Below are 23,429 nucleotides of genomic sequence, written 5' to 3'. Positions count from 1 at the left end.
GGTCAGGCCGCGGTCTGACCGCGCTGGACGGCGGCGACACCGGCCAGCATGATCACCCCGCCGACGAGTTGCAGCAGTCCCGGCAGTTCACCGAGCAGCAACCAGGCCCAGGCGACTGCGAACAGCACCTCGGTCAGTCCGACGAAGCTGGCCACGGTCGAACCCAGATATTGGACGCCGACGAAGCCGAGCGCGTAGGCAGCGGCCGCCGCGATCAGGGCGAGCAGCAGCAGCGGCCCCCACCAGGGCATGGTGAGGCCGACGAAGCCGACATCGGCGACACTCACCCGCAGCGGCATCAGTCCGCTCAGCCCGGCCAGCAGGATCGCCACCGTGCCGATGCTCAGGCCCACCGAGACGAAGGTCAGCGGCGGCAGCTCCATCGGCCGCGCCGACACCACGAAGTAGACCGCCAAACCGAAGGCGGCCAGTAGGCCCCAGGCGATGCCGCGGGCGTCCACGCTCGTCATGCCGGCGGGGTCCAGGACGACGACGAGCCCGGCGATCGAGATCGCCACCCCGGCCAGGGTGAGCCGCGAAGGCAGCCGACGGCTGCTCAGGGCGGCCCAGCCGACCACGAGCAGGATGCCGAGGTACTCCAGCAGCAGACCCAGCGCCACCGGCACGTACTGGACGGCGTTGAAGAACGCCACCTGCGCGGTGGCACCGCCGAATACGCCGTAGGCGAGCAGTGGGCGCCAGTGCTGGCGGAGCAGGTGCCAGCGGCCGCGCAACGCGATCATGCCGGGGACCAGCAGGACAGCGGCCGCCAGTCCCAGCCGGATCGCAACCACCGCTCCGGCGCTCCAGCCCGAAGCGAGCAGCGGCTTGGCGAAGGCTCCTGAGGTGCCGAACGCACAGGCCGAGACCAGCGCCGCCGTCCAGCCCACCAGGGCCGTTCGCGGTCGCCGGACGCGGGCGTCGGTGAGCTCGACCAAAGCCCCACCCATCGGATACTCCTGTCATGATCGTTACGTTGTTATGCTCGTGACATCGTAGACCACGTCAGGAGTCACTGTGGAGTTCACTCATGACGCACGACTGTCGCTGCAGTCGATGGCCGCGCTCGTCAACAGCCGGCGTCCTGACACTCTGGGCGGCGCCGAGGACCTCGATGAGTACTGCCGGCGCTGGCAGTGGAGCGGCAGCCGAACCCACGACCTTGCGGAGCTGGAGGCGGTCCGGAGCCTGCGCGGCCGGCTCGAGGGCTTCTGGGACGCCGACGAGCAAGACGTGGTGGCGCTGATCAACCTGCTGCTGCGCGAGGGCCGGGCGCTGCCGCAACTGGTCCGGCACGACGGCTTCGACTGGCACATTCACGCCACCGACAACGCCACGCCGCTGGCGGTGCGGATCACGGTGGAGTTCGCGATGTCGATGATCGACGTGGTGCGGGTGGGCGGCCTGGGCCGGCTCCGGCGATGTGCGGCGTCCGACTGCGACCAGGTGCTGGTCGACTTCAGCCGGAACGGTTCCCGCCGGTTCTGCGATGCCGGATGCGGCAATCGGGCGAACGTGGCTGCCTATCGGGCGCGCCGGCGGGCGACCGGCTGACCCGGCCTTCCGATGTCCCTACCCAGATCACCACCCGCGACGGTTCCTCGATCCGAGGGCCGACGCACAGTTCCGCGTGACCTGAACCGTGCGTGCGGGTGCTTCCCGAGCAACCCCCGTTGCGGCAGGCTGGGCACATGACCGATTTCGATGCGCTGGCGAAGGTCTGGGACGCCGACCCTCGCCGCGCCGACCGTGCCCGGCGGGCCGCTGACGCCATCGCCGACGCCGTGCCACTGCGGAATTCGATGCGGGTGCTCGAGTACGGCGCAGGTGCCGGACTGCTCGGCCTTGCGCTCGCCGGACGCGTCCGCGAACTTGTGATGCTCGATTCCTCCGCCGGCATGATCGAAGCTGCTCGCGCCCGGATCGCCGCCTCCGGTGCCCCGAACGTCAGCGCCGACCTGGGTGACCTGACTGACGGGCCGTGGGAGGGCGAGCCGTTCGACCTTGTGGTGAGCCTGATGGTGCTGCATCACGTGCCCGATGTCTGCCTGTTGTTGCGGCGGCTGAGCAACGCCACCCGTCCCGGCGGCTGGATCGCGGTACTCGACCTCGAACCCGAGGGCGGCGAATACCACGACCCGGACTTCGAGGGCCACCACGGCTTCAGTCGGGGCACCCTGCGGCGCGCCTTCTCAGCAGCCGGCTACGCCCACGTCACGGTTCGCAACGCGCTCACCACCGAGCGCGAAGTGAACGGCGAACTGCGCAGCTTCGGCGTCTTCCTCGCCACCGCACAATGTGAGAGCCCGGCACCCGTCGACGTCCGGTGACCGTCCTTCGTGGCGCGCTACCTCCCCAGGGTTCGCTCGTTGGGCGACGGTTCTCTTGGTCACCTCGCTCGTCGGGGGACGGTTCTTTTGGTCACCTCGCTCGTCGGGGGACCGTTCTTTTGGTCACCTCGCTCGTCGGGGGACGGCTTCTCTTGGTCACTTCGCTCGTTGGGGGACGGTTCTCTTGGTCACTCGTCCGGACGCCTTGCGGATCGTGGCCGACCCGAGGAGCTCCGGGAGTCCCCGCCGGACGGCGAAGGTCGCTGGCACTAATCTGAGCGGATGCACACCCAGCAGCTCTCGGTCCTGATCCTCGGAGGCGGCGGGCGCGAACACGCCATCGCGATCGCGCTATCCGGCGATCCCGCGGTCACCCATCTGCACTGCGCGCCCGGCAACCCGGGCACCGCGACGATCGCCAGCAACCACCCGGTGGACATCAACGACCCTCGCGCGGTCGTCACCCTGGCCCGCCGGCTCCGGGTCGACCTCGTCGTCGTCGGGCCCGAGGCGCCGCTGGTCGCCGGGGTGGCGGACGCCGTCCGCGGCGCCGGCATCGCCTGTTTCGGTCCCTCTGCGGCGGCGGCGCGGCTGGAGGCGTCCAAGGCGTTCGCCAAGGAGGTGATGGTGGCCGCCGGTGTCCCGACAGCGCGGTCGCGGTACTGCGAGACGCTCGCCGAGGTGGAGCAGGCCCTGGATCACTTCGGCGCCCCACATGTGGTCAAGGACGACGGGCTGGCGGCGGGCAAGGGCGTGATCGTCACCGACGACCGGGACGCGGCGCTTGCGCACGCGTCCGGCTGTTTGCCGGTGGTGGTCGAGGAGTACCTGGACGGTCCCGAGGTCAGCCTGTTCGCGATCACCGACGGGATCACCGCGCTGCCGCTGCAGCCGGCCCAGGACTTCAAGCGGGTCGGGGACGACGACGCCGGCCCGAACACCGGCGGGATGGGCGCCTACACCCCGCTGCCCTGGGCGCCACCCGGTCTGGTCGACGAGATCATGGAGAGCGTGGTCGAGCCGACCATCGCCGAGCTCGGCCGCCAAGGGACGCCGTTCGTCGGCCTGCTGTACGCCGGGCTGGCGCTGACCTCGAACGGCTTGCGGGTGGTGGAGTTCAACGTCCGGTTCGGCGATCCGGAGACCCAGGCCGTGCTCGCCGCTCTCGACTCGCCACTCGGCCAGGTGCTCCATGCCGCCGCCACCGGACGTCTCGACGAGGTCGGCGAACTGGCCTGGAAGCCCGGCACGGCTGTCGTGGTGGTGCTGGCCGCCAACGGCTACCCCGGCACGCCTGAGTTGGGCGGCACCATCGCCGGCCCGCGACTGACCCGGTCCGACGACAACGTGCACCTCGTGCACGCCGGCACCGACCGCAATGCCGACGGCGAGTTGGTGGCGTCCGGTGGCCGCGTGCTCGGCGTCGTCGCGCACGCGTCCACGCTGGCCGCCGCCCGATCAGATGCCTACGCCGCCATCGACGAGCTGGACGCCCCGAGCCTGTTCTGCCGTCGCGACATCGCCGCCCGCGCCGAGCGCGGTGAGATCGCCGTCTCGGACGCCTACCGGGTCAACTCGACCCTCACCCAGTACGTTGCCGACGTCGCCGAAGGGGACGCCGGCGAGTGGTGAGGCCGCCAACGGGCCTTTCGTCTGAAGCTCGGACAGGAGGACTAGCGCGCGATTGGTCATTCCGCACACTCCTTGACCAGCCCTGACCAGAGCCGCCGGTCCCGGACACATGTCAACGGACGCACTCAGCCACCAATCTCTGCAGTCCGAGGCGAAGCCTCGTTGGCATCTCGCAGGGCGAGCATGTTCCTCAATATCATTGACCGAATCAATGATATTGAGGTCAATGGTATCTACCCCGCTACCAGGAGCTGGGAAAAAGCTATGTCATTTATCCTAAGGCTGGCGTCTATTCTAATCATAGGGGCTCATGTCCCAGCAATCGCTCCCGGTCGCGGCCGCAGCGTCGACACCCGTTTCCACTGCGCTGCCGACCCGGCTCGTCAACAACCTGACTATTCTGCAAAAGGTTGAGGCCGTCTCAAGTCTCATGATCCCTGTCGAGGAGGTTCCTCAGTATGTTGGGCGCGCCAAGAAGGAAGCCGAAAAGTACGGAAGTCTTCTTCCGCAGGGTTTCACCTTGGCGATCGCAAGGACTGTGGCTTATCGAATGGATGGCGACATCCTGGTTGCTATCCCGGTGGCTGGTTTGGGACTGCCGGGGGGTGCCTACACTTTCCAATTCTCGGTGAGTGGAGAGTTGCTGACGAGCCAACAGTCGATCATCGTCCCTACCTCTAGTCAGTCCGGAAGGCTGTCAATTTACAGAAACGGCAAGTTTGAGCGGAAGTACGTCGCGGGGTCGACCTCGCAAGGCTCTGCGAAAGTCACTGGTGCTGGTATAAAGAAGGTCACTGGTGCTGGTATCAAGTCAGCGTCTAGCTTCACCAAGTGTTGGAACAACATGCCGGGTTGGATGACGGACCTAGTCGGTCTGATGTGTGGCGTTGGATGTCTCCTGTCCGCTGGAGTTATGTGTGCAATTTGCATGCTTGGTCTCGGAGGTATATACGCCAGTTTCGCTCTGAAATGTCTTTCTCAACGGTAGCACTGATCGCTACGGGGACCCGCGCTTTCTCGATCCTTGAAGGGGCAGTTCTCAAGTTATGGCTACGAGTCTAGCTGAAAGCAGGCGCAGGGCCGCCTGGGGCGCGATTGCGGCGTCAATATGCACTTTAGCAGTCGCAGCGGATGCTGCATTTCATGTCGCAACCGGCGCCTCTTTGACCATCATCTCCGCACTCGCGTTGGTTTTGCTTTGCGGCCTGAACTGGCTGGCGGTGAGTGGTGCATTGGGCGGGGGGAGCGGAGGAGCCTCGAGCGCCGAGAGGTATGAGATTGGACGGCATCGAAGTTTGGCTTTCCGGCTAGGCCTGACGAGCACGATGATATTTGGCGTGGCGGCACTTCTTGCGTCAACCGCTGGAGTAACCAATCTGGAATCCATGTGCATTGTGGTGATTGCGGTTGGTCCCATGGCGCTCGGGCTTGTTTTCGGGATCGCTGAACTCCGGACGGTCTCGGACTCGCTAGAGCCGCTCACAAAATGGCGTAACCAGAAGTCGTGATAGCTGGACAATGCGCCTTCAGCAAGCGCCGCGCGATAGAAGTTCGTTGGCTGAGAGGTCGCCCAGATGCCAGCCCGTTGATGGTCGGTACAGGTCAGGCATGAAAACATGGCTGTATGACCGTCCCCAATGTGCTGGCCACTCGGTACGCGTCCGAACGGATGCGGACCATCTGGAGCCCCGAGAACAAGATCATCGCCGAGCGCCGGCTCTGGCTGGCCGTCCTCAGGGCGCAGAAGGATCTCGGCGTCGACTTCGGCGGGGACGAGGCGTCCGACGTGATCGCCGACTATGAGCGAGTGATCGACCAGGTCGACTTGGCGTCCATCGACGCCCGCGAGCGGATCACCCGGCACGACGTGAAGGCGCGGATCGAGGAGTTCAACGCGCTGGCCGGTCACGAGCATGTCCACAAAGGCATGACCAGCCGCGACCTGACCGAGAACATCGAGCAGTTCCAGGTGCTCAGCGGGCTGAAGCTGGTCCGCGAGCGGATCGTGACCGTGTTGGTGTCGCTGTCCCGGCTCGCCGTCCAGTATCGCGATCAGGCGCTGACCGGACGGTCGCACAACGTCGCCGCGCAGCTCACCACGCTCGGCAAGCGGTTCGCCACCGCCGCCGACGAGTTGCTGGTGGCGTTCGCCCGGGTCGACGAACTGATCAACCGCTACCCGGCCCGCGGGATCAAGGGTCCGATGGGCACCGCGCAGGACATGCTCGACCTGCTCGGCGGCAGCGCCAAGAAGCAGCTGGCGTTGGAGTCGCAGATCGGCCAGTACCTGGGTTTCGCCAGGATCTTCACCTCGACCGGCCAGGTCTATCCGCGATCGCTCGACTACGAGGTGCTGACCGCGCTGGTGCAGGTGGCGGCGGCGCCGTCCAACGTGGCGACGACGATCCGGCTGATGGCCGGGCACGAGCTGGTCACCGAGGGGTTCAAGGATGGCCAGGTCGGCTCGTCCGCGATGCCGCACAAGATGAACACCCGGTCCTGCGAGCGGGTCAACGGGCTGAGTGTGATCCTCCGCGGCTACGCGACCATGGTCGGCGAGCTGGCCGGCGATCAGTGGAACGAGGGGGACGTCTCGTGCTCGGTGGTCCGCCGGGTGGCCCTGCCGGACGCCTTTTACGCCCTCGACGGCCTGTTCGAGACGTTCCTCACCGTGCTCGCCGAGTTCGGTGCCTTCCCGGCGGTGATCGAAGCCGAGCTGGCCCGGTACCTTCCGTTCCTGACCACCACCAAGGTGCTGATGGCCGCCGTCCAGGCCGGCGTCGGACGCGAGGCCGCCCACGAGGCGATCAAGGAGCACGCGGTAGCCGTGGCGCTCGACCTGCGCCGCGGCGTCCGGACCAATGACCTGCTCGACCGGCTGTCCGCAGATCCCCGGCTCGGCCTCAGCCGCAAGCAGCTGAAGGCAACCCAGGCCGACCCGCTGGAACTCACCGGCGCCGCCCGCGACCAGGTGGACGATGTCGCCGACAAGGTGAAACGCATCGCCAAGCTCTACCCGGATGCGGCCGCCTACCTGCCCGGGTCAGTCCTCTAGCACGAGTGGGGACGGTTCTTTCGATTCGAAGATCGAATCGAAAGAACCGTCCCCGGACGTTCGAAGATCGAATCGAAAGAACCGTCCCCGGACGTTCGAAGATCGAACCGGAAGAACCGTCCCTGGACGTTCGAAAATCGAACCGGAAGAACCGTCCCTGGACGTTCGAAGATCGAATCGAAAGAACCGTCCCCGGGTGTTGCAGCAGCCCGCCGTCAGCTCTTGATGACGATCTTGGCCTTCTTGTCGGGCAGCTCGACGTAGGTCTGGCCGGGCGCCATCACCAGCGGGCTGCCGTCCTCCAGCACGAAGCTGAACGGGTCGGAGATGTCCGCCTTCGTCCAGGTGCCGGTCACATAGCGGCCACCGTAGAAGTAGTGGAACGGGCCGGAGGCGTCGATGATGTCGTGGATCGGCTCATCGTGGCCGGCGCCGGAGTAGATCTTGTCGTAGTGCTGCTTCGCCCGGATCACCAGCACGTTGACCGGAGCGACTCGTTTGCCGCCGACCAGGGTGTGCGGGCCCCACGGCATGCTGCGCAACCAGGTGCCGGACGACGCATTCCAGGTATAGCCCATGTTGTAGCTGTTGCCGCTCTTCCACGGCACGCTGATCGACTTCGCCGACTTGCCGTTCACGGTACTGGCCACGGCGGCGTCCCCGAATGGGAAATAGATCTGCGGTGGCCCCTCGCGGAATTTCTTCGTCTGTTTCGCCAGTATCTTGGGATGGCACAGGACGGCCCGGTCGTAATAGGTGACACCGCCCAGCACGCGCACCCGGGCCGGGTCGATGGAGTACGAACCGGTGCCCTTGGTGTTCATGTACGACAGCATCCCGTCAAGATAGTTGCCGTACTTCCGTACATAGTTCAGTACCCAGCCGGTGGCGCCGGTATTTCCGATCAATGCGTGCATCGGAGACAGCAGTGGAATGTCGACCGGCCGGATCGAACGCACCGGGCCGACGGCGTCGGGGACTGTCGAGTGGAACACCGGAACCAGCCGGGTGCCGCTGTAACCGGAGTTGTCCCGGTAGCCGTCGAGCTCGACGAAGACGATGTCCGCGGCGGCCAGTCCACGCTGGGGATGCTCACCGCGGTTGTCGGGCACCTTCACCGCGACCGCGGGATGCCGGGCGTCCGCCGCGTTCTTCAGCAGCTTTCCCGACAACGGCCACCGCGGGCGTTCGTCGATGGACGGCGAGGGTGTCGGAGTCACGGAAGGTGCCGGGGCCGGGGGGGTGGACCGGGTCGGTTGGCCGGTGCATCCGGCCACGGCTGCCCCGGCGGTTCCGAGCAGCCCTACGAGCGCCGTACGACGGCTCAGTTCGTGCATGAGAGAAAGCTACCGCGCCGGACAATCTGTGCCGTGACGACACTGGCATCATGGGCTGGCGTCATTTCCCGGCGCGATGAGCAGCGGCAAAGGAGTAGCGGTGGCGGATCCGACGTGGCTCGATCGCCACATCCCCGGACGCCACGGCGAGGTCCGCGTCCGCGAGTATCTGCCGCCGGGCGACATTGTCGGTCCGCGGCTGGTCTGGGTGCATGGCGGCGGTTGGGTGGTCGGCACTCTGGACGAGCCCGAAGCGCACCAGGTGTCGCTGCGGGTGGCCGCCGCCGGACTCCCGGTGACCAGCGTCGAATACGGTCTGGCGCCGAGGTTCCCGGTGATCGGCCCGCTGCGTCTGCGCCGCTCACCGTTCCGCTATCCGGTACCCCAGGATCAGGTGATGGACGCCTGGCTGGACGCCGGTGCCACCCACGGCGGACCGATGTGGCTGAGCGGCGCGTCGGCCGGCGCCTGCCTGGCCGCGGGCGTGGCGCTGCGGTTGCGGGACGGCGAGGGACCGGCGCCGGCCGCCCTGGCCTTCCTCTATGGACTATTTCACGGCGTCCTGCCGCCGGCGTCAGCGGCATTGCGCCGTCGGCTTTTTGGGCTTCCGGATCTGCGAGTGATGCAGGAAATGGTGCGGCGGGCCGCCGTCAATCACGCTGGGTCCGACGAACTTCTCGACAACGAGAACGTGTTTCCTGGGCTCGCCGACCTCACCGGACTGCCCCCGGTGCACATGCTGAATGCCGATCGCGACATTCTTCGTGCTTCGGCCGAGAATTTCGCCCATCGGCTGACGCTGGCCGGAGTTCCGCATGAGAACTGGTACCTGCCGGACACCACGCACGGTTACCTGGCCCGGCCCGAGTCCGAGGCCTTCCGGGTCGGCACCCGGGCGATCGCCGGCTGGCTGGCGCGATGATCGGCCCCTTCCGTCGCGACCCCCGATCGCGAGCCCCGATCGCGACCTCCGATCGCGACCTCCAGTGGTCCGGATGCAATGGGCCCCGATCTCCGAGGCGTCCGCCGATCGCGACCTCCAGTGGCGCTGCCCGACCGGTTTCCGCGAGCGGTCGGTGGGCCAGGTCAGCTGAGGACCCGACGCTCGACCCGGGGTTCAACCCAGCGGCGGAAGCGCCGCGCCGTACACCCAGGCGTTGATCAGCCCCGCCACATCGGCGTCGGTGTAGCGCCGGGCGTGCGCGACGAAGGCCGGGGTGGTCACCGTCGACCAGCGGTTCGCCGTCGTCCAGTCGCGGAGCATCGGGAAGAACGCCTCGCCCAGGACGCCGCGCAGGGCGTGCAGGGTGAGTGCCCCCCGCTTGTAGACCCGGTCGTCGAACATCAACTCGCGTCCGGGCGCGCCGAGCACAAGATCCTGCGGCAGCAGCGCCAGTCTGCGGTGGTGTTCCGCCGCCCACTCGGCCGCGCTGCGCCGTCCGGACGCCTCGGACCACAGCCACTCGCTGTAGCAGGCGAACCCCTCGTGCAGCCAGATGTCGGCCCAGGTGGCCGCGGTCAGGCTGTTGCCGAACCATTGGTGGGCAAGTTCGTGGGCCACCAGGCGTTCGTTCTCCCAGTCCGGGGCGACATGGTTCACCCCGAAGGTGGACAGGGTCTGCGCCTCCAGCGGAATCTCCAACACGTCGGCGGCGATCACGGCGGTGTAACGCTCGAACGGGTAGGGCCCGAACAACTCGTCGAACACCTCCACCATGTCGGCCTGGCGGGCGAACGCCGTCCCTGCACCCACCGCGATGCCGCGCGGATGCACCAGTTCGACCCGCGCGCCGGCCTGGGTGCCGACATAGCGCCCGATGTGCAGCACCGCCAGGTACGGCGCCATCGGCTCGTCCTGCCGGAACTGCCAGGTCGTCCGTCCGGCGCGCTTCGCCCGGCCCTCCAGGACGCCGTTGGCGACCACCCGGTACCCGTCCGCCACCGTCACCGCGAACCGGTAACCGGCCTTGTCGTCAGGCCGGTCGTTGCACGGGAACCAGGACGGCGCGCCGCACGGCTGAGCGGCAACCAGGACGCCGTCGGTGAGCTCCTCCCAGCCGACCGGACCGAACACGCTCGGCATCGGACGCGGCTTGCCGGCGTACTCGACCTCGAGCCGCAGCCGGGTACCAGCCTTCGCCTTGGTCGCCAGCGCGATCCGGAGCTTGCGCTCCCGGTGGGTGTACCGGGCCTGGCGGCCGTCCACCCGCACCCGGGAGACGCTGAGCCCATATAGGTCGAGCGCGACCTGATCGAGGGTGTCGGCGGCCTCGATCTCGAGCACCGCGCGCCCGCTGAGATGGTTGGTGGCGATCTTGTAGTCGAGCGCCAGATCGTAGGTGCGGACGGCGAACCGGCGGTTCCCGTGTCCGGGAACGTACGGGTCGGCTGCGGGCATCATTCCTCCGTGGACGGCTCGGCTGCCGGCCACGGGGCGATCGGGTTACCGATCCATCGGGTCTTGTCAGGGACCGATTCGCCGCGCATGACCAGCGATACCGGCCCGATCGTAGCGTGCCTGCCGACGGTCGCCGCCGGCAGGATCACACTGTTCGGGCCGAGGGTGGCGCCGGCCCGCAGGGTGACCGTGTCCATGCTCAGCACCCGGTCGTGGAACAAGTGGGTCTGCACCACGCAGCCGGCGTTCACGGTGACCCCGGCGCGCAGGTCGATCAGGTCGGCCTCGGGCAGCCAGTAGGTCTCGCACCACACGCCCTGGCCGACCTTGGCGCCCATCGACCGGAACCAGGCGTTCAGCGCCGGCGTCCCCATCGTCGGATGCGCGAACCAGGGCGCGGCCAGCATCTCGACGAACATGTCGGCGAGCTCATTGCGCCACACCAGCGAACTCCACAGCGGATGGTCGGACGGCGTCAGCTTGCCCAGCAGCAGCCATTTCGCCACGGTGGCGGACGCCGCCGCCAGCAGCCCGCCGACGCCCAGCACCACCCCCGACAGGATCGCTGCCAGCCACCAGCCGGCGTGCGCGAGACCGATCAACGCGGCCACACACAGCACCGTCAAGGTCACCAGGGTCAGCGGCGCGACCAGCCGGCAGACGTCGACCAGCGCCCGCGCCACCTTCAGCCGAACCGCAGGGGCGTAGGTGCGGGACTGGTCGGCGCTCGCCGCGGTGCGGCGCAGCTTGGTCGGCGGCGAGCCGATCCAGGACGTCCCACGCTTGGCCCGGGCCCGGGCGGGTGCGGCCGACAGCACCGCGACCAGGCCGCCCTTGGGCACCTTGCGACCCGGCGCCGCCATGCCGGAATTGCCGACGAAAGCGTGTTTGCCGACCCGGACCTCCTCGACCCGCAGCCAGCCGCCGCCCAACTCGTAGCCGCCGATGAGGGTGTCGTCGGCCAGGAAGGCGCCCTCGTCGACGGTGACCAGCTTGGGGATCATCAGCACCGTGGACGCCTCCACCTCCTTGCCGATGGTGGCACCCAGCGCCCGTAGCCAGGCCGGGGTGACGAAGCTGGAGTAGATCGGGAACAGCCAGCTGCGGGCCTCGTCGAGAATGCGGATCGTGGACCAGGCCTGCCACGAGTTGCGGGACTGGACGGGGTGGTGGCCGGGTAGCAGGCCGCGGCCGAGCAGCCGGACCAGTGCGCAGATCAGCACGGCCAGAGTCAGGTAGCCGACCAGCGTCGCGGGCAGCAGCCAGGGCAGCACCGCGAGCAACGCGCCACCCGCCGAGCCGGACGCCGCCAGCGCCGGCCACAGCACCGCGAACCCGGCCAGCGACGCCAGCAACGGCAGGACAGCGATCAACACGCCCATTGCCGCGTAGGCGAGCAGCCAGACCGGGTTGTTGGCCGGACGCTCCGGCCAGGGCCCGCGCGCCTGGTCGCGGACCTTCACCGCCGGCGAACCCGACCAGTACTCGCCCTCGCCCACCACGCCGAACACCGACGAACCCGGGGCCACCTCGGCGCCGGCACCGACGTCCGCGCCGGCGCACAGGGTGGACCGGGCGCCGATCCGGGCACCCTTGCGTACCCGGATGGCGCCGATGATCAACCGGTCGCCGTCCAGCCAGTGACCGCTCAAGTCGACCTCGGGTTCGATCGAGCAGGCCTCGCCGAGCCGCAGCAGCCCGGTGATCGGCGGCGCGCTGTGCAGGTCGACGTGCGGGGCGATCCGGGCACCCAGCAGCCGGGCGTACCAGCGCAGCAGCACCGCGCCGGCGATCGACTCGACGCCCATCTCGTCGGCGAACCGTTGCGCCAGCCACAGCCGCAGATGCACCTTGCCGCCGCGCGGGTACTCGCCCGGGCCGATGCCGGCCAGGATGACCCGGACGCCGAGCGCGGTCACCAGCATCCGTCCGGGAGTGACGATCAGCAGTGCCGCACCGAGCAGGATCCACCACCACGACAGCGTCGGTAGCCAGCTCAGACCGGCGGCATGGGCCAGGTTCGCCGCCGCGGCGGCCCAGATCGTCCAACGCAGACCCGGAATGGTCCGCAACGGCAGTAGCGCCCAGAGCTGACCGCGCTGGGTCTTGATGGGCACCGGACGGACGTTCGAGTTCAGCTGGGACGCCGGCGCCGCCATCTCGTCCAGGTGGTCGGCGAGCGGCGCCAGCCGAGGGTGGTCGTAGATGTCGGCGACGGTCACTTCGGGGTGGGTGCGGCGCAGCAGCGACACCATCTGGGCCGCGGTCAACGAGCCGCCGCCGAGGTCGAAGAAGTCGGCGTCCAGCGAGGTGACCCGGGCGCCCAGCACGGATTCCCAGTGGTCGCGGACCATCGCCCTGGTGCCGGCCAGGTGCAGCTCGGGGCCGGCGCTCCCGGCGTCCGGCAACGGCCAGGGCAGGGCGTCCCGGTCGATCTTGCCCGAGGTACGGGTGGGCAGCTCGCCGACGACGGCGAGGCGGGGCACCAGCGGCGCCGGGAGCCGTTCGCGCAGTAAGGCGAGCGCGGCGGACGCGTCGAAGCCGTCCTCGACCGCCAGATAGCCGACCAGCAGCTGGCTGCCGGACGTGGTGCGCCGGACCGCGGCAGCCGCCCCGCTGACCAGCGGCAGGTCGAGCAGCGCATTGTCGATCTCGCCGAGCTCGATCCGGCGTCCACCGACCTTGACCTGGTCGTCGGCGCGACCGACGAACAGCAGCCCGGCTTCGTCGTTCACCACCAGATCGCCGGAGCGGTAGGCGCGCTGCCAGCCCAGCGACGGCAGCGGCGCGTACTTCTCGGCGTCCTTGACCGGGTCGAGGTAGCGGGCCAGGCCGACGCCGCCGATGATCAGCTCGCCGGTCTCGCCCGGACCCACCGGATTGCCGGCCGGGTCGATTACCGCCAGGTCCCAGCCGTCCAGCGGCAGCCCGATCCGGATCGGCGGCTCACCGGTGAGTCTGGCACCACAGGCGACCACGGTGGCCTCGGTCGGGCCGTAGGTGTTCCACACCTCCCGGCCGGGAGCGACCAGCCGGGCGCCCAGGTCGGGCGGGCAGGCCTCGCCGCCCAGGATCAGCAGCCGCACCCGGCGCAGCGCCTCGGCCGGCCACAACGACACCAGCGTCGGCACCGTCGAGACCACGGTCAGCCGGTTGGCCTGCAGCCACGGCCCCAGATCCATCCCGGACCGGACCAGCGAGCGGGGGGCCGGCACCAGGCAGCCGCCGTAACGCCAGGCCAGCCACATCTCCTCACACGACGCGTCGAACGCCACCGACAGCCCGGCCATCACCCGGTCGCCGACGCCTAGCGGCTCATAGCTGAGGAAGAGCCGGGCCTCGGCGTCCACGAAGGCGGCGGCGTTGCGATGGCTGACCGCGACGCCCTTCGGCTTGCCGGTCGAGCCGGAGGTGAAGATCACCCAGGCGTCGTCGTCCGGGCCGGGATCGACCCGCTCGACGGCCGCCCGAGCCGGGCCCCGGGAGTCGATCTCGAGGTTGTTGCCGACCACCGCCCGGACCTCCGCCTCGGTGAACACGGTGGCCGCCCGCTCGTCGGGGTCGTCGGCGTCCACCGGCACATAGGCGGCGCCGGCCAGCAGGATGCCCATGATCGCCACGTACAGTTCGGTGGTGCCGGACGCGATCCGCACCCCGACCTTGTCGCCCGGGCCGATGCCCAGGTCGGCCAACTCGTCGGCGAGGGCGTCCGCGGCGTCCGCGAACTCGGCGTAGGTGAGCAGGGTCGCGCCGTTGTCGAGGGCATCGGCGTCCGCACACTCGGCGACGGTCTCGCGGAAGATGTCCACCAGGGTGCGCGGCGGTGGCGCCAGGTTGCCGCGTAGCAGGCTCACAAACCCTCCTCGGGCTTCTCGGGAGTGCATTATCGCGCCATCGGACGAACGCCGGGTGAACGCTGGGGGGCTATCGGCGAGCCGGGTCCGTGGGGTACCTTGGTCGCTGGTCGTATTCCGCTCGATGGAAGGGAGGCGTGTCATGTCCGTCACTGTTCTGGACGTCTTCGCGTCCGATTCCATCGAGGCCCGCACCATCTGACCTTTCCGGCATTCGCCGTTCACGGGCCTCTCTCTCAGGAGAAACCCGTTGTCATCTTCACAATCATCGATTCAACCGCAGGCTGGCTTCGACTGGGGCGAGCTGCGCTACACCGCCTTGTCCGAGGATCTCGGCGAGGATCAACGCTGGTCGACCTGGCGTTCGGTCGACCGGTCGTCCCGCGGACCCAAACCCCGGCCGTCCTGGCTGGTCACGTCGCAGGCTGCCATCGACACCGAGTTCGGCATCCTCAAGACGGGCAAGGAGGCGGACGTCTTCCTGCTCGAACGCGCCGTCCCCGACGGCGAATCCTGCCTGCTCGCGGCCAAGCGCTACCGCGCCGCCGAGAACCGGCTGTTCCATCGGGCGTCCAGCTACACCGAGGGACGCCGCGGCCGGGACAGCCGCGAGAACCGCGCCGTCCGGCTGAAATCCGGTTTCGGTCGCGAGATCGAGGCCGCCCGCTGGGCGCAGGCCGAGTTCGCCACCCTGAAACGGCTGTGGGACGCCGGCATCCGGGTGCCCTACCCGGTGCAACTGGACGGCCGCGAGATCCTGATGGAGTTCATCGCCGAAGGCGACGCGGCCGCGCCCCGGCTGGCGCAGTGCGCGCCGACATCGGACCAGCTGCGCTGGCTGTGGGCTCAGGTCGTCGAGACGCTGATCCGGTTCGGACGGCTGCAGCTTCGCCCACGGCGACCTCAGCCCGTTCAACGTGCTGGTGCACGGCCTGGACGGGCCCGAGCCCGAGCTGGTGGTGATCGACGTCCCGCAGGTGCTCGACCTGGTCGGCAACCCCAACGGCATCGACTTCCTTTACCGGGACTGCCGCAACATGGCGGACTGGTTCGTCCGCAAAGGCCTCAAGGTGGACGCCGACCTGTTGCTCGCCGAGGTGCTCGCCGCCGCCTGGTGAGCGCCGCCTCCCTCGGTGCTCCGCCAAGGCCCGGTCGTCACTCCGGGGACGGTTCTTTTCGTTCGATTCTCGTATGTTCGGGGACGGTTCTTTTCGTTCGATTCTCGTATGTTCGGGGACGGTTCTTTTTGTTCGAGAATCGCGTGCCAATAACCGTCCCCGGCGTTCGAGATTGCTACGCCGAGAACCGTCCCCGGCGTTCGAAAATCGAACGAAAAGAACCGTCCCCCGGGGTGCGGGAGGGCTCACCAGGACGAGGTGGTGATCCCGGGGAGATATCCGCCGTGGGCCAGCTCACGGAACCGGACGCGGCTGACGCCGGCCTTGCGCAGGTAGCCGCGCGGGCGTCCGTCCACCTTGTCCCGGTTGCGCACGCGGGTCGGGCTGGCATTGCGGGGGAGCTTGGACAACGCCGCGTAAGCGGCCAGGCGCTCATCGGCGGTCGCGGCCGTCCGGGCCTGCTCGCGCAGCGCGGCGCGCTTGCCGGCGTAGCGAGCCACGGTTGCCCGGCGGCGTTCGTTCGCGGCGATTTTCGCCTTGCTGGCCATCAGCGAGCCTCCTTGAACTCGACGTGACGCCGGACGATCGGGTCGTACTTGCGCAGCGTCATCCGCTCGGGATCGTTGCGCCGGTTCTTCCTGGTCACGTAGGTGTAGCCAGTACCCGCGGTGGACCTCAGTTTCACGATCGGCCGGATCTCCTTGCCCTTCTTGGACGCCATCAGAGCCGCACCCCGCGCCGTAGCAGTTCGGCGACGACCACGTCGATGCCCCGGCGGTCGATCGTCTTCACCCCGCGGGCGCTCACCGTCAACACCACCGACCGGCCGAGGCTCGGCACCCAGTACCGCTTGCGCTGCACGTTGACGTCGAAGCGCCGGCGGGTGCGGCGGTGCGAGTGCGAGACGTTGTTGCCGAAACCGGGGGTGGCCCCGGTCACCTGGCAGGTTCGTGACATCCGGATCTCCTGTGGCATAATGAGAACGACAATCATTAAGCTATCAGGAGCGTGATGAAGAAGCACATTCATCCCGGCTACCAGCAGGTCGTCTTTCGCGACCGCGGCGCCGGCTACGTGTTCCGTACCGGATCGACGCTGACCTCGAGCGAGTGGATCGACTTCGAGGGCGGGCGCTACCCGGTGATCGACGTCGACATCTCGGTCGCCAGCCATCCGTTCTGGAGTGGACGCGATCGGGTCATCGACACCGAGGGCCGGGTCGAACGGTTCCGGCGTCGGTACCCGGTGACAGGGGCCCGACGGTGAAGGTACGCAACTCGTTGCGGGCGCTGAAGAAGCTCCCGGGTGCCCAGATCGTCCACCGCCGCGGCCGGACCTTCGTCATCAACAAGCGCAATCCCCGAATGAAGGCGAGGCAGGGATGACGGCTGTACGAGTTCCGGCGATCCTGGTCAGCGGGATTGCCGAAGAGCCGATGGCGGCTGCCACGATCGCCTTGCAGTGGGATCTGCCGGCGGCGGTGGTCGTGCGCCATGAGGTCGATCCCGAGCGTGAGGTGCTCACCCGCACCGTCTCGGACATCACCGGCCTTCTCGAAGAGGTCGAGATAGACGTCGATCACGCCTGTGTGAGCTGTGCGATCCGCAACGACGTGGTGCCGACGCTGCAACGGCTCGCGGCGACCGGACGCTGGGGAGCGATCATCGCGCACCTGCCGATCACCGCCGACCCGATCCAGGTGTGCCGCGCGGTGGCCCTGGCCGGCGACGGCGTTCCGCAGCTGCGGATCTCGGCGGCCGTCGTGGCCTTGGACGCCCAGACGCTGGCCGAGGACCTGCTCGGCCAGGACCGGCTGCTCGATCGCGACCTGCCGGTGCGCGCCGACGATGACGCGGGAGTCGCCGAGACCGCCTCGGCGATGGTCGAGTACGCCGACGTCGTCCTCGCGATCGGGGGACTGGACGCCGCCGGCCGCGACCTGCTCGGCACCCTGGCCCGGCCAGGCGTTCGGATCGCCGACGGTGCCGGCGAGCTCGACTCCGCCGCGCTGCTGGACGGCCTGCACCGGTTCGCCGACAGCGAGGAGTGGGTAGCCGTGGTGCGCCGCGACGCGCTGCCCCAACCCCGGGACCGAGCCGCCTGGGTGCTCGACTTCCGCTCTGACCGGCCGTTCCATCCGCTGCGCCTGCAGCAGACCATCGAAGTGCTCGGCAGCGGGCACCGCCGGTCGCGCGGTTGCTTCTGGCTGCCCAGCCGTCCGGCCCAGGTCTGTCAATGGGACGGCGCCGGCGGCATGCTCAGCATCGGCCCGTGCAACCACTGGGACGAGCATGGGCCGCTGACCAGGATCGTCGTGGTCGGGGTGGACGGCGGGCGGGAACTGCTGGCGGAGGCCTTCCGGTCGTGCCTGCTCACCGATCTCGAGCTCGCCGAGCGGGGACCGTACTGGGAGGTGCTCGAGGACGGCTTCGAGCCGTGGCTCGGTCCGGTCCGGCAGTTGGCGATCGAGGAGGCGTCCTGATGGCTGTTCCCAAGCGGCGGCTGTCGCGCAGCAACACCCGGCATCGGCGTTCAAGGTGGAAGGCGGAGGCGCCCGACCTGGTCCCGATCACCATCCGCGGCGTGGTGCACCGGGTGCCTCGCCGGCTGGTGCGCGCCTACCAGCGCGGCCTGATCGATCCACCGGAGGACTGAGCGATCGCCTCGCCACCGTCCGGGGTCTCGACAGGCTCGACCGGCAACCACGCGGGGATCCCTAGACTGACGCCCGTGACTGACTTCGACCTGGACCTACCGCTGATCCATGCCGGGAAGGTCCGCCGGCTCTACGCAATGCCCGACGGCACGATGCTGATGGTGGCCACCGACAACATCTCCGCCTTCGACCAGGTGCTCTCGACACCGATTCCGGACAAGGGCGCGATCCTCAACCAGTTGTCGCTGTGGTGGTTCGAACAGCTTGCGGACGTCGTCGGCAATCATGTGCTGAGCACGGACGTCCCGGACGCGGTGCGCGGGCGCGCAGTGATCGCCGAGCGGCTGGAAATGGTGCCGGTCGAATGTGTGGCGCGCGGCTATCTCACCGGCTCCGGGTGGGCCGAGTATGTGGCGTCGGGCACGGTCTGCGGCATCGAGTTGCCGCCCGGCCTGGTGGACGGTTCCCGGTTGCCGCAGCCGATCTTCACCCCGGCGATCAAGGCGCCGCTCGGCGAGCACGACGAGAACGTCGACTTCGCCACCATCGTCGACCTGCACGGCCAGGAGCTGGCCGACCAGCTGCGGGAGCTGACCCTGGCGATCTACGCCCGCGCCGAGGGCATCGCTCGAGGCCGCGGCATCATCCTGGCCGACACCAAATTCGAGTTCGGACGCCGCGCCGACGGCTCGGTGGTGCTGGCCGATGAGGTGCTGACCCCGGACTCGTCCCGGTTCTGGGACGCCGGACTCTGGCAACCAGGGCTGGCCCTGCCGTCCTTCGACAAGCAATTCGTCCGGGACTGGCTGACCGGTGCATCCGGCTGGGACAAGGCCTCGGATACCCCGGCGCCGCCGCTGCCCGAGGATGTGATCGCCGCCACCCGGGCCAAATACGTCGACGCCTACGAGAAGCTCACCGGGCAGACCTTCGTCCCTGGGGCCGCCGCTCAGTCGGGGAAGCCCTGATGATGCGGGTTTTCGCTGGTTGAGGGTGATGCTCCTATGGATGTCAAGCGGTGTTGAGGTATTCGCGGTAGGCGTTGGCGAGGGTGGTGTTTGGGCGGGTGCCGCGCTCGAGTTCGCTGATGCGGCTGGGGTTGGTGCCGAGGTGCGTGGCGGCTTGGGCGAGGGTGAGTCCGCGCTGGTGTCGTAGTGGGCGTAGGTCGTCGGTGCGGGGTGCGGGGGCGGGGTGGACGAGCAGGTGCCAGGTGAACCGACCCAGGTTCTTTGCCGCTTCTATGCGGGTTGCGGCTCTTTGGTGAGGGCCGCGTAGTAGGTCGCCTCGTATTCGTCGGGGTTGACCATTCCGAGGCTACCGTGAAGCCTGCGGTTGTTGTACCAGTCGACCCAGCCGGCGGTCGCGTACTCGACGTCCGCGATGGTCTTGTACGGGCCGTCGTGGAAGATCGTCGTACGCACGCACTCGGCCTTGTAGAGGCCGTTGATCGTCTCCATCAGGGCGTTATCGTAGGCGTCGCCGACCGATCCGATCGACGGTGCGATCTGCTCCAGCGCGAGGTGCTCGGTCAGCACAATCGATGTGTATTGAGAGCCCGCATCGCTGTGATGCCGGAGCTGCTTCGGGCCTACAGGGTGGCCTTGCCGGTCGCGTTCCCACAGCGCCATTCGCAGCGGGATCATGACCAGATCGACGTGCTTGGTGGTCTGCGCGTGCCAGGCCACGATGCGTTGGGAGAACACGTCGAGGATGAACGCGACATACACCCAGCCCGCCCACGTTCTGACGTATGTGAAGTCGGTGACCCAGGTGTGATCCGGCCGCGGGGCGGTGAAGTCCCGGTTCAGCAAGTCCCCGGCGCGGATCCCGTCCTTCGCCTGGATCGTCGTGCGGATCGCCTTCGCACGCGTCACCCCGGACAGGCCCAGGGCCCGCATCGCACGATCCACGGCGCCGCGTGAGGCGTCAGCGATCGCGGTGCGTCGGATGAACGCGGTCATCTTCTTGCGCCCATACAGGCCCTCCGGCGTCATCTTCCGACGCTCCACCCCCTCGGCATCGATGACCGTGGTCCAGGTCGCGTCACGGACGGCGTCGACGACCTGCGCGTCGGTGACGGTCCGGATCGATATGCGGCCTTGCCGCCACGCCCGATAGGTGCGCGCGGCGACCTTCACGCCCTGCTCTCGCAGAACGCGGATGATCGACTCGACCGCGTGCCCCTCGGCCCTCGTCCGATCGATGAAACCCATGATCAACGGTTGCGGGGGTCGAGTTCCCCCACGAAGAAAGTCGTCGCCGCTTTCAAGATCGCCACGTCCTCGCGCAGCTTCCGATTCTCCGACTTGAGGCGGCGGATCTCGGCATGTTCCTCGCTGGTCTGCCCGTCCCGGTCACCGGCGTCGATATCGGCCTGCACCACCCACCGCCGCAGCGACTCCGCCCCGACGCCTTCCTGGCGGGCGACGGCCGCGATGGCCTTCGCGTTCGAGGGGTACTCGGCCCGGTGCTCGCGCACGAGCCGGACAGCGCGCTCACGCAACGCAGCATCAATCTTCTTCGGCATGATGAACATCCAATCAACTCAAAAGGATGCGGCACCAAACCTGGGTCGGTTCAACCGTAGCTGTGGCGTCGCGTTCGATAGATGTTGTTGTCATGATGGTGGTGTGCCTTCCTCGCAGTGGGCACGCCGGTCGAAGGCCGAGCAGACAAGACGTTGATGAGGCTGTCCAGGCTCATATGAAGTCATGCATGGCCTTCGACCGGCGCTCTCGTCGGTCACCCCACCGGCAGGCAGTCGTGGACGGATCAGATCAAAGACAGGCCCCTACCCAGGGCACGCCAGTCGAAACCAGGGTCACACGCCCCCTTGCCGGGAGGCACTTACATCCTCTACGTCGAAACCCGTTGCCAGGGGGTTCTCGGCGAAGCTTCACCAGCGATGATCGGCACTTCTCAGACGGTCGCCGGAATCCCGCTCAGCACCTCGGCGAGGACGGCGTCCGCGGTCGGCAGCGCGGCGATCGACTCGGCCACCGCCTGCGCGGCCGGCCGGAAGGAGTCGGTGTCGAGGAGCCTCCCGAGCGTGGAGCGGATGGCCTCCGGGGTAGCCGACTCCGGGTCGAGAACGAGGCCGGCACCGGCCGCTGCAACCGCGGTGGCGTTGCCGAACTGATCGGCGCCCATCGGCAGCAGCAGCAGCGGCAGCCCGAACGCCAGCGCGCCGAGCACGGTGCCCGCGCCGGCGTGGCAGATCACCGCTGAGCAGTTCGGCAGCACCAGCGCCTGGGGCACGAACCGCTCGACCGCCACATTGGCCGGCAGCGTGCCCAGTTCGGCCGGATCCACCGTGTTACCCGTTGTGGCGAGGATGTTGACCGGAAGATCGGCAACTGCCTCGAGTAGCCGGCGCCAAACCTCGACCGAGGTGTACACGGTGCCCAAGGTCAGATAGACGGTGCGCGGGTGGGGCAGTCGACGGAACGACTCCGGCAGGCTCGCCCCGGCCGGCGCGTCCCCGGCCTCGGGGCGCAGCGCACGGACGTCGCGCCATGGCCGGTCCGACGGATGCAGGACCGGTGGAAAGGGATCGATGTACGGCGCCGCCAGATACTGCTCGGAGACGTCCGGCCGGCCCAGGCTGCGGGCCATCTCGGCATGGCCGAGCACGGCGAGGTCGACGAAGCCCGGAAAGTCCGCGCCGAGACCGTGCACCAGCCGCCGTCCGGTGGTCGGCCGGACGTAGCTCGCACCCAGTTCGTACAGCTCCTGGACGACGACGTCCACGGGGGTTTCCTCGGTCAGCCGGACGAGCTGCTCAGCCCGGACCGTGGACGGGTTCAGGAACAGGCGCTGCACGTTCGACCAGAGCACCTGCTGCTCGGACGCCTCACTCCCAGGCGTGCGGGGGAGCCCGAACTCTTCGATCTCGGCCATCGTCGGTCCGACCGGCCAGGCGGTGAAACCGCGCCGCTCGGTCTCGGAACTCAGGTCGGCTCCGCTGGCGATGATCACCTCGTGGCCCGCCCGCCGGGCCGCGGACGCCAGCGGCAGCATCGGCAGCAGGTGGCCGGTGAGCGGTGAGGAACTGAACAGAATGCGCACGGGGGTGAAGAGCCCGCTCGGATCGCGGTGATACCATCCGAGGCGGATTGGTCGGTCGAGTGGGTCCAGGCATGGCGACGCCGCTGCTACCGGCCAGGCATTGGCATGGCGAACCACCCGAGATATCTTGATGTCGAGACATCTCCCGAGGGGGGGCGCCATGCAGTGGGATCCGGCCCAGTACGTCCGTTACGCCGACGAACGGGCGCGTCCGTTCCATGAGTTGCTGGCCCGGGTCGGGGCCGACCGGCCTCGGCTCGTGGTGGACCTCGGCTGCGGGCCGGGCACGCTGACCGCCACGCTCGCCCAACGCTGGCCGGAGGCGGAGGTCGTCGGCATCGATTCGTCGGCCGAGATGATCGGGGAGGCCAACGCCTTGGCCGGCGAGCGGTTGCGCTTCGCCCTCGGCCGGGTCGAGGACTGGCACCCTCGCGTCCGGCCCGATCTGATCGTCAGCAACGCGACGCTGCAATGGGTACCTGGGCACCGCGAACTGCTCGGCGAGTGGGCGCGAGCGCTGCCTGCGGACGGCTGGCTGGCGTTCCAGGTGCCGGCCAACTTCGGGGCGCCGTCCCACGTCCTGATGCGCGAGCTGGCCGAGTCGACCCGCTGGCGGCAGCGACTGGACGGTGTGCTCCGGCATGGCGACGCCGTCGCCTCGCCCGAGCAGTACGCCCGGCTGCTGCTGGACGCCGGGCTGCTCGCCGACGTCTGGCAGACCAGCTACCTGCACGTCCTGCCCGGCGACGACCCGGTACTGGACTGGGTCCGCGGCACCGGGCTGCGGCCGGTACTCCAAGCCCTTCACCCGAACGAGGCGAGCGACTTCGAAGCTGAATACGCAGCCTTGCTGCGGCAGGCATATCCACGCGGCGCCGGCGGCACCCTGTTCGCGTTCACCCGCACCTTCGCGGTCGGCCACCGGGCCTGACTCGCCGACTCGCGCTCGGCGACGGATCAGCGCCGGCGGTGAGAGTGTCG

21 protein-coding genes and 2 pseudogenes are annotated in these 23,429 nt (G+C 68.5%); 13 read left to right on the top strand and 10 right to left on the bottom strand.

Annotated features, from left to right (window positions below; all coding sequences use genetic code 11):
- Positions 1-2 precede the first annotated feature (2 nt).
- Entirely contained in the window at positions 3-950 is a 948-nt protein-coding gene (locus QM711_RS15475; protein WP_415100890.1) for an EamA family transporter, read from the bottom strand.
- A gap of 67 nt (positions 951-1,017) precedes the next feature.
- Between QM711_RS15475 and QM711_RS15470 the strand changes: the two genes are divergently transcribed.
- From QM711_RS15470 to purB, 4 genes are all read left to right on the top strand, one after another.
- A complete protein-coding gene (locus QM711_RS15470) occupies positions 1,018-1,554 on the top strand; it encodes a CGNR zinc finger domain-containing protein (RefSeq protein WP_415100888.1) in 537 nt (178 codons plus the stop codon).
- Between the two features lie 137 nt (positions 1,555-1,691).
- The gene (locus QM711_RS15465; protein WP_415100886.1) at positions 1,692-2,330 is read left to right on the top strand and encodes a class I SAM-dependent methyltransferase; all 639 of its coding nucleotides are present in this window, start codon (positions 1,692-1,694) and stop codon (positions 2,328-2,330) included.
- 282 nt (positions 2,331-2,612) lie between these two features.
- Positions 2,613-3,962, top strand: a complete 1,350-nt coding sequence (gene purD, locus QM711_RS15460; RefSeq protein ID WP_415100884.1) for a phosphoribosylamine--glycine ligase — start codon at positions 2,613-2,615, stop codon at positions 3,960-3,962.
- A 1,624-nt stretch (positions 3,963-5,586) separates the two neighbouring features.
- Entirely contained in the window at positions 5,587-7,017 is a 1,431-nt protein-coding gene (gene purB / locus QM711_RS15455; RefSeq protein WP_415100882.1) for an adenylosuccinate lyase, read from the top strand.
- 215 nt (positions 7,018-7,232) lie between these two features.
- On the opposite strand, the gene QM711_RS15450 is transcribed toward purB, so the two are convergent.
- Entirely contained in the window at positions 7,233-8,237 is a 1,005-nt protein-coding gene (locus tag QM711_RS15450; RefSeq protein WP_415100880.1) for a DUF3048 domain-containing protein, read from the bottom strand.
- A gap of 217 nt (positions 8,238-8,454) precedes the next feature.
- Here QM711_RS15450 and QM711_RS15445 point away from each other — a divergent pair, with 217 nt between their 5' ends.
- The gene (locus tag QM711_RS15445; RefSeq protein WP_415100878.1) at positions 8,455-9,276 is read left to right on the top strand and encodes an alpha/beta hydrolase; all 822 of its coding nucleotides are present in this window, start codon (positions 8,455-8,457) and stop codon (positions 9,274-9,276) included.
- A 195-nt stretch (positions 9,277-9,471) separates the two neighbouring features.
- Here the strand turns inward: QM711_RS15445 and QM711_RS15440 are convergent, their stop codons facing one another.
- Together QM711_RS15440 and QM711_RS15435 are read right to left on the bottom strand one after the other, a co-directional pair.
- Positions 9,472-10,752 carry a M1 family metallopeptidase gene (locus QM711_RS15440; RefSeq protein WP_415100876.1) on the bottom strand — a complete coding sequence of 427 codons (1,281 nt, stop codon included), beginning with the start codon at positions 10,750-10,752 and terminating at the stop codon, positions 9,472-9,474.
- Positions 10,752-14,606, bottom strand: coding sequence for a Pls/PosA family non-ribosomal peptide synthetase (locus QM711_RS15435; RefSeq protein WP_415100874.1), 3,855 nt, complete (start codon positions 14,604-14,606; stop codon positions 10,752-10,754). Before QM711_RS15435 ends, QM711_RS15440 begins: the two co-directional genes overlap by 1 nt.
- 250 nt (positions 14,607-14,856) lie before the next feature.
- On the opposite strand from QM711_RS15435, the pseudogene QM711_RS15430 reads away from it, so the two are divergent.
- Both QM711_RS15430 and QM711_RS15425 read left to right on the top strand, forming a co-directional pair.
- Positions 14,857-15,417 (top strand): annotated as a pseudogene (locus QM711_RS15430) (RIO1 family regulatory kinase/ATPase); the annotation flags it as partial.
- A 106-nt stretch (positions 15,418-15,523) separates the two neighbouring features.
- Positions 15,524-15,724 carry an RIO1 family regulatory kinase/ATPase gene (locus QM711_RS15425; protein WP_415100872.1) on the top strand — a complete coding sequence of 67 codons (201 nt, stop codon included), beginning with the start codon at positions 15,524-15,526 and terminating at the stop codon, positions 15,722-15,724.
- Positions 15,725-15,969: 245 nt separating this feature from the next.
- Here QM711_RS15425 and rpsN read toward each other — a convergent pair whose 3' ends face one another.
- Genes rpsN through rpmB form a run of 3 tightly spaced genes read right to left on the bottom strand, consistent with a single transcriptional unit; the run spans position 15,970 to position 16,681 of the window.
- Positions 15,970-16,272 (bottom strand): 30S ribosomal protein S14, encoded by a 303-nt coding sequence (rpsN, locus tag QM711_RS15420; RefSeq protein WP_415100870.1) that lies wholly within the window; start codon positions 16,270-16,272, stop codon positions 15,970-15,972.
- A complete protein-coding gene (gene rpmG / locus QM711_RS15415) occupies positions 16,272-16,445 on the bottom strand; it encodes a 50S ribosomal protein L33 (protein ID WP_415100868.1) in 174 nt (57 codons plus the stop codon). Before rpmG ends, rpsN begins: the two co-directional genes overlap by 1 nt.
- Complete coding sequence (gene rpmB, locus QM711_RS15410; protein ID WP_415100866.1) at positions 16,445-16,681, bottom strand: 50S ribosomal protein L28; 237 nt, start codon at positions 16,679-16,681, stop codon at positions 16,445-16,447. The genes rpmG and rpmB overlap by 1 nt, the downstream gene beginning before the upstream one ends.
- A 54-nt stretch (positions 16,682-16,735) precedes the next feature.
- Here rpmB and QM711_RS15405 point away from each other — a divergent pair, with 54 nt between their 5' ends.
- From QM711_RS15405 to QM711_RS15385, 5 genes and pseudogenes are all read left to right on the top strand, one after another.
- Positions 16,736-16,990 carry a type B 50S ribosomal protein L31 gene (locus tag QM711_RS15405; RefSeq protein WP_415100864.1) on the top strand — a complete coding sequence of 85 codons (255 nt, stop codon included), beginning with the start codon at positions 16,736-16,738 and terminating at the stop codon, positions 16,988-16,990.
- Complete coding sequence (gene ykgO / locus QM711_RS15400) at positions 16,987-17,109, top strand: type B 50S ribosomal protein L36 (RefSeq protein ID WP_415100862.1); 123 nt, start codon at positions 16,987-16,989, stop codon at positions 17,107-17,109. Before QM711_RS15405 ends, ykgO begins: the two co-directional genes overlap by 4 nt.
- On the top strand, positions 17,106-18,206 hold the full coding sequence (locus tag QM711_RS15395; RefSeq protein WP_415100860.1) for a CobW family GTP-binding protein: 1,101 nt from the start codon (positions 17,106-17,108) through the stop codon (positions 18,204-18,206). The genes ykgO and QM711_RS15395 overlap by 4 nt, the downstream gene beginning before the upstream one ends.
- Positions 18,206-18,379 (top strand): 50S ribosomal protein L32, encoded by a 174-nt coding sequence (gene rpmF / locus QM711_RS15390; protein ID WP_415100858.1) that lies wholly within the window; start codon positions 18,206-18,208, stop codon positions 18,377-18,379. Before QM711_RS15395 ends, rpmF begins: the two co-directional genes overlap by 1 nt.
- Positions 18,380-18,454: 75 nt before the next feature.
- Positions 18,455-19,303, top strand: a pseudogene (locus QM711_RS15385) (phosphoribosylaminoimidazolesuccinocarboxamide synthase); the annotation flags it as partial.
- An 88-nt stretch (positions 19,304-19,391) separates the two neighbouring features.
- On the opposite strand, the gene QM711_RS15380 reads toward QM711_RS15385, so the two are convergent.
- The 3 genes from QM711_RS15380 to QM711_RS15370 form a co-directional block, all read right to left on the bottom strand.
- Complete coding sequence (locus QM711_RS15380; RefSeq protein WP_415100948.1) at positions 19,392-19,583, bottom strand: helix-turn-helix domain-containing protein; 192 nt, start codon at positions 19,581-19,583, stop codon at positions 19,392-19,394.
- A 35-nt stretch (positions 19,584-19,618) separates the two neighbouring features.
- Positions 19,619-20,907, bottom strand: a protein-coding gene (locus QM711_RS15375) for an IS3 family transposase (RefSeq protein ID WP_415100856.1) whose coding sequence is annotated in 2 segments (ribosomal slippage) — positions 19,619-20,634 and positions 20,634-20,907 — 1,290 coding nt in all. Because the reading frame shifts where the segments join, the coding sequence is not laid out codon by codon here.
- Between the two features lie 392 nt (positions 20,908-21,299).
- Positions 21,300-22,448, bottom strand: coding sequence for a glycosyltransferase (locus QM711_RS15370; RefSeq protein WP_415100854.1), 1,149 nt, complete (start codon positions 22,446-22,448; stop codon positions 21,300-21,302).
- A gap of 160 nt (positions 22,449-22,608) precedes the next feature.
- On the opposite strand from QM711_RS15370, the gene QM711_RS15365 reads away from it, so the two are divergent.
- Positions 22,609-23,379, top strand: a complete 771-nt coding sequence (locus QM711_RS15365; RefSeq protein ID WP_415100852.1) for a trans-aconitate 2-methyltransferase — start codon at positions 22,609-22,611, stop codon at positions 23,377-23,379.
- Positions 23,380-23,429: the final 50 nt, after the last annotated feature.

Source organism: Micropruina sp., from assembly GCF_047602385.1.
Classification (GTDB): domain Bacteria; phylum Actinomycetota; class Actinomycetes; order Propionibacteriales; family Propionibacteriaceae; genus Micropruina.
The sequence above is the reverse complement of the archived record's forward strand: the minus strand, read 5'-3'. Positions and strand labels throughout refer to the sequence as shown.

Bases quoted from the DNA above. Each gene is read 5' to 3' on its own strand.
- QM711_RS15475 (WP_415100890.1), bottom strand. From the start codon at position 950: ATGGGTGGGGCTTTGGTCGAGCTCACCGACGCCCGCGTCCGGCGACCG.
- QM711_RS15465 (WP_415100886.1), top strand. From the start codon at position 1,692: ATGACCGATTTCGATGCGCTGGCGAAGGTCTGGGACGCCGACCCTCGC.
- purD (WP_415100884.1), top strand. From the start codon at position 2,613: ATGCACACCCAGCAGCTCTCGGTCCTGATCCTCGGAGGCGGCGGGCGC.
- purB (WP_415100882.1), top strand. From the start codon at position 5,587: ATGACCGTCCCCAATGTGCTGGCCACTCGGTACGCGTCCGAACGGATG.
- QM711_RS15440 (WP_415100876.1), bottom strand. From the start codon at position 10,752: ATGCCCGCAGCCGACCCGTACGTTCCCGGACACGGGAACCGCCGGTTC.
- rpsN (WP_415100870.1), bottom strand. From the start codon at position 16,272: ATGGCCAGCAAGGCGAAAATCGCCGCGAACGAACGCCGCCGGGCAACC.
- rpmG (WP_415100868.1), bottom strand. From the start codon at position 16,445: ATGGCGTCCAAGAAGGGCAAGGAGATCCGGCCGATCGTGAAACTGAGG.
- rpmB (WP_415100866.1), bottom strand. From the start codon at position 16,681: ATGTCACGAACCTGCCAGGTGACCGGGGCCACCCCCGGTTTCGGCAAC.
- QM711_RS15405 (WP_415100864.1), top strand. From the start codon at position 16,736: ATGAAGAAGCACATTCATCCCGGCTACCAGCAGGTCGTCTTTCGCGAC.
- QM711_RS15395 (WP_415100860.1), top strand. From the start codon at position 17,106: ATGACGGCTGTACGAGTTCCGGCGATCCTGGTCAGCGGGATTGCCGAA.
- rpmF (WP_415100858.1), top strand. From the start codon at position 18,206: ATGGCTGTTCCCAAGCGGCGGCTGTCGCGCAGCAACACCCGGCATCGG.
- QM711_RS15365 (WP_415100852.1), top strand. From the start codon at position 22,609: ATGCAGTGGGATCCGGCCCAGTACGTCCGTTACGCCGACGAACGGGCG.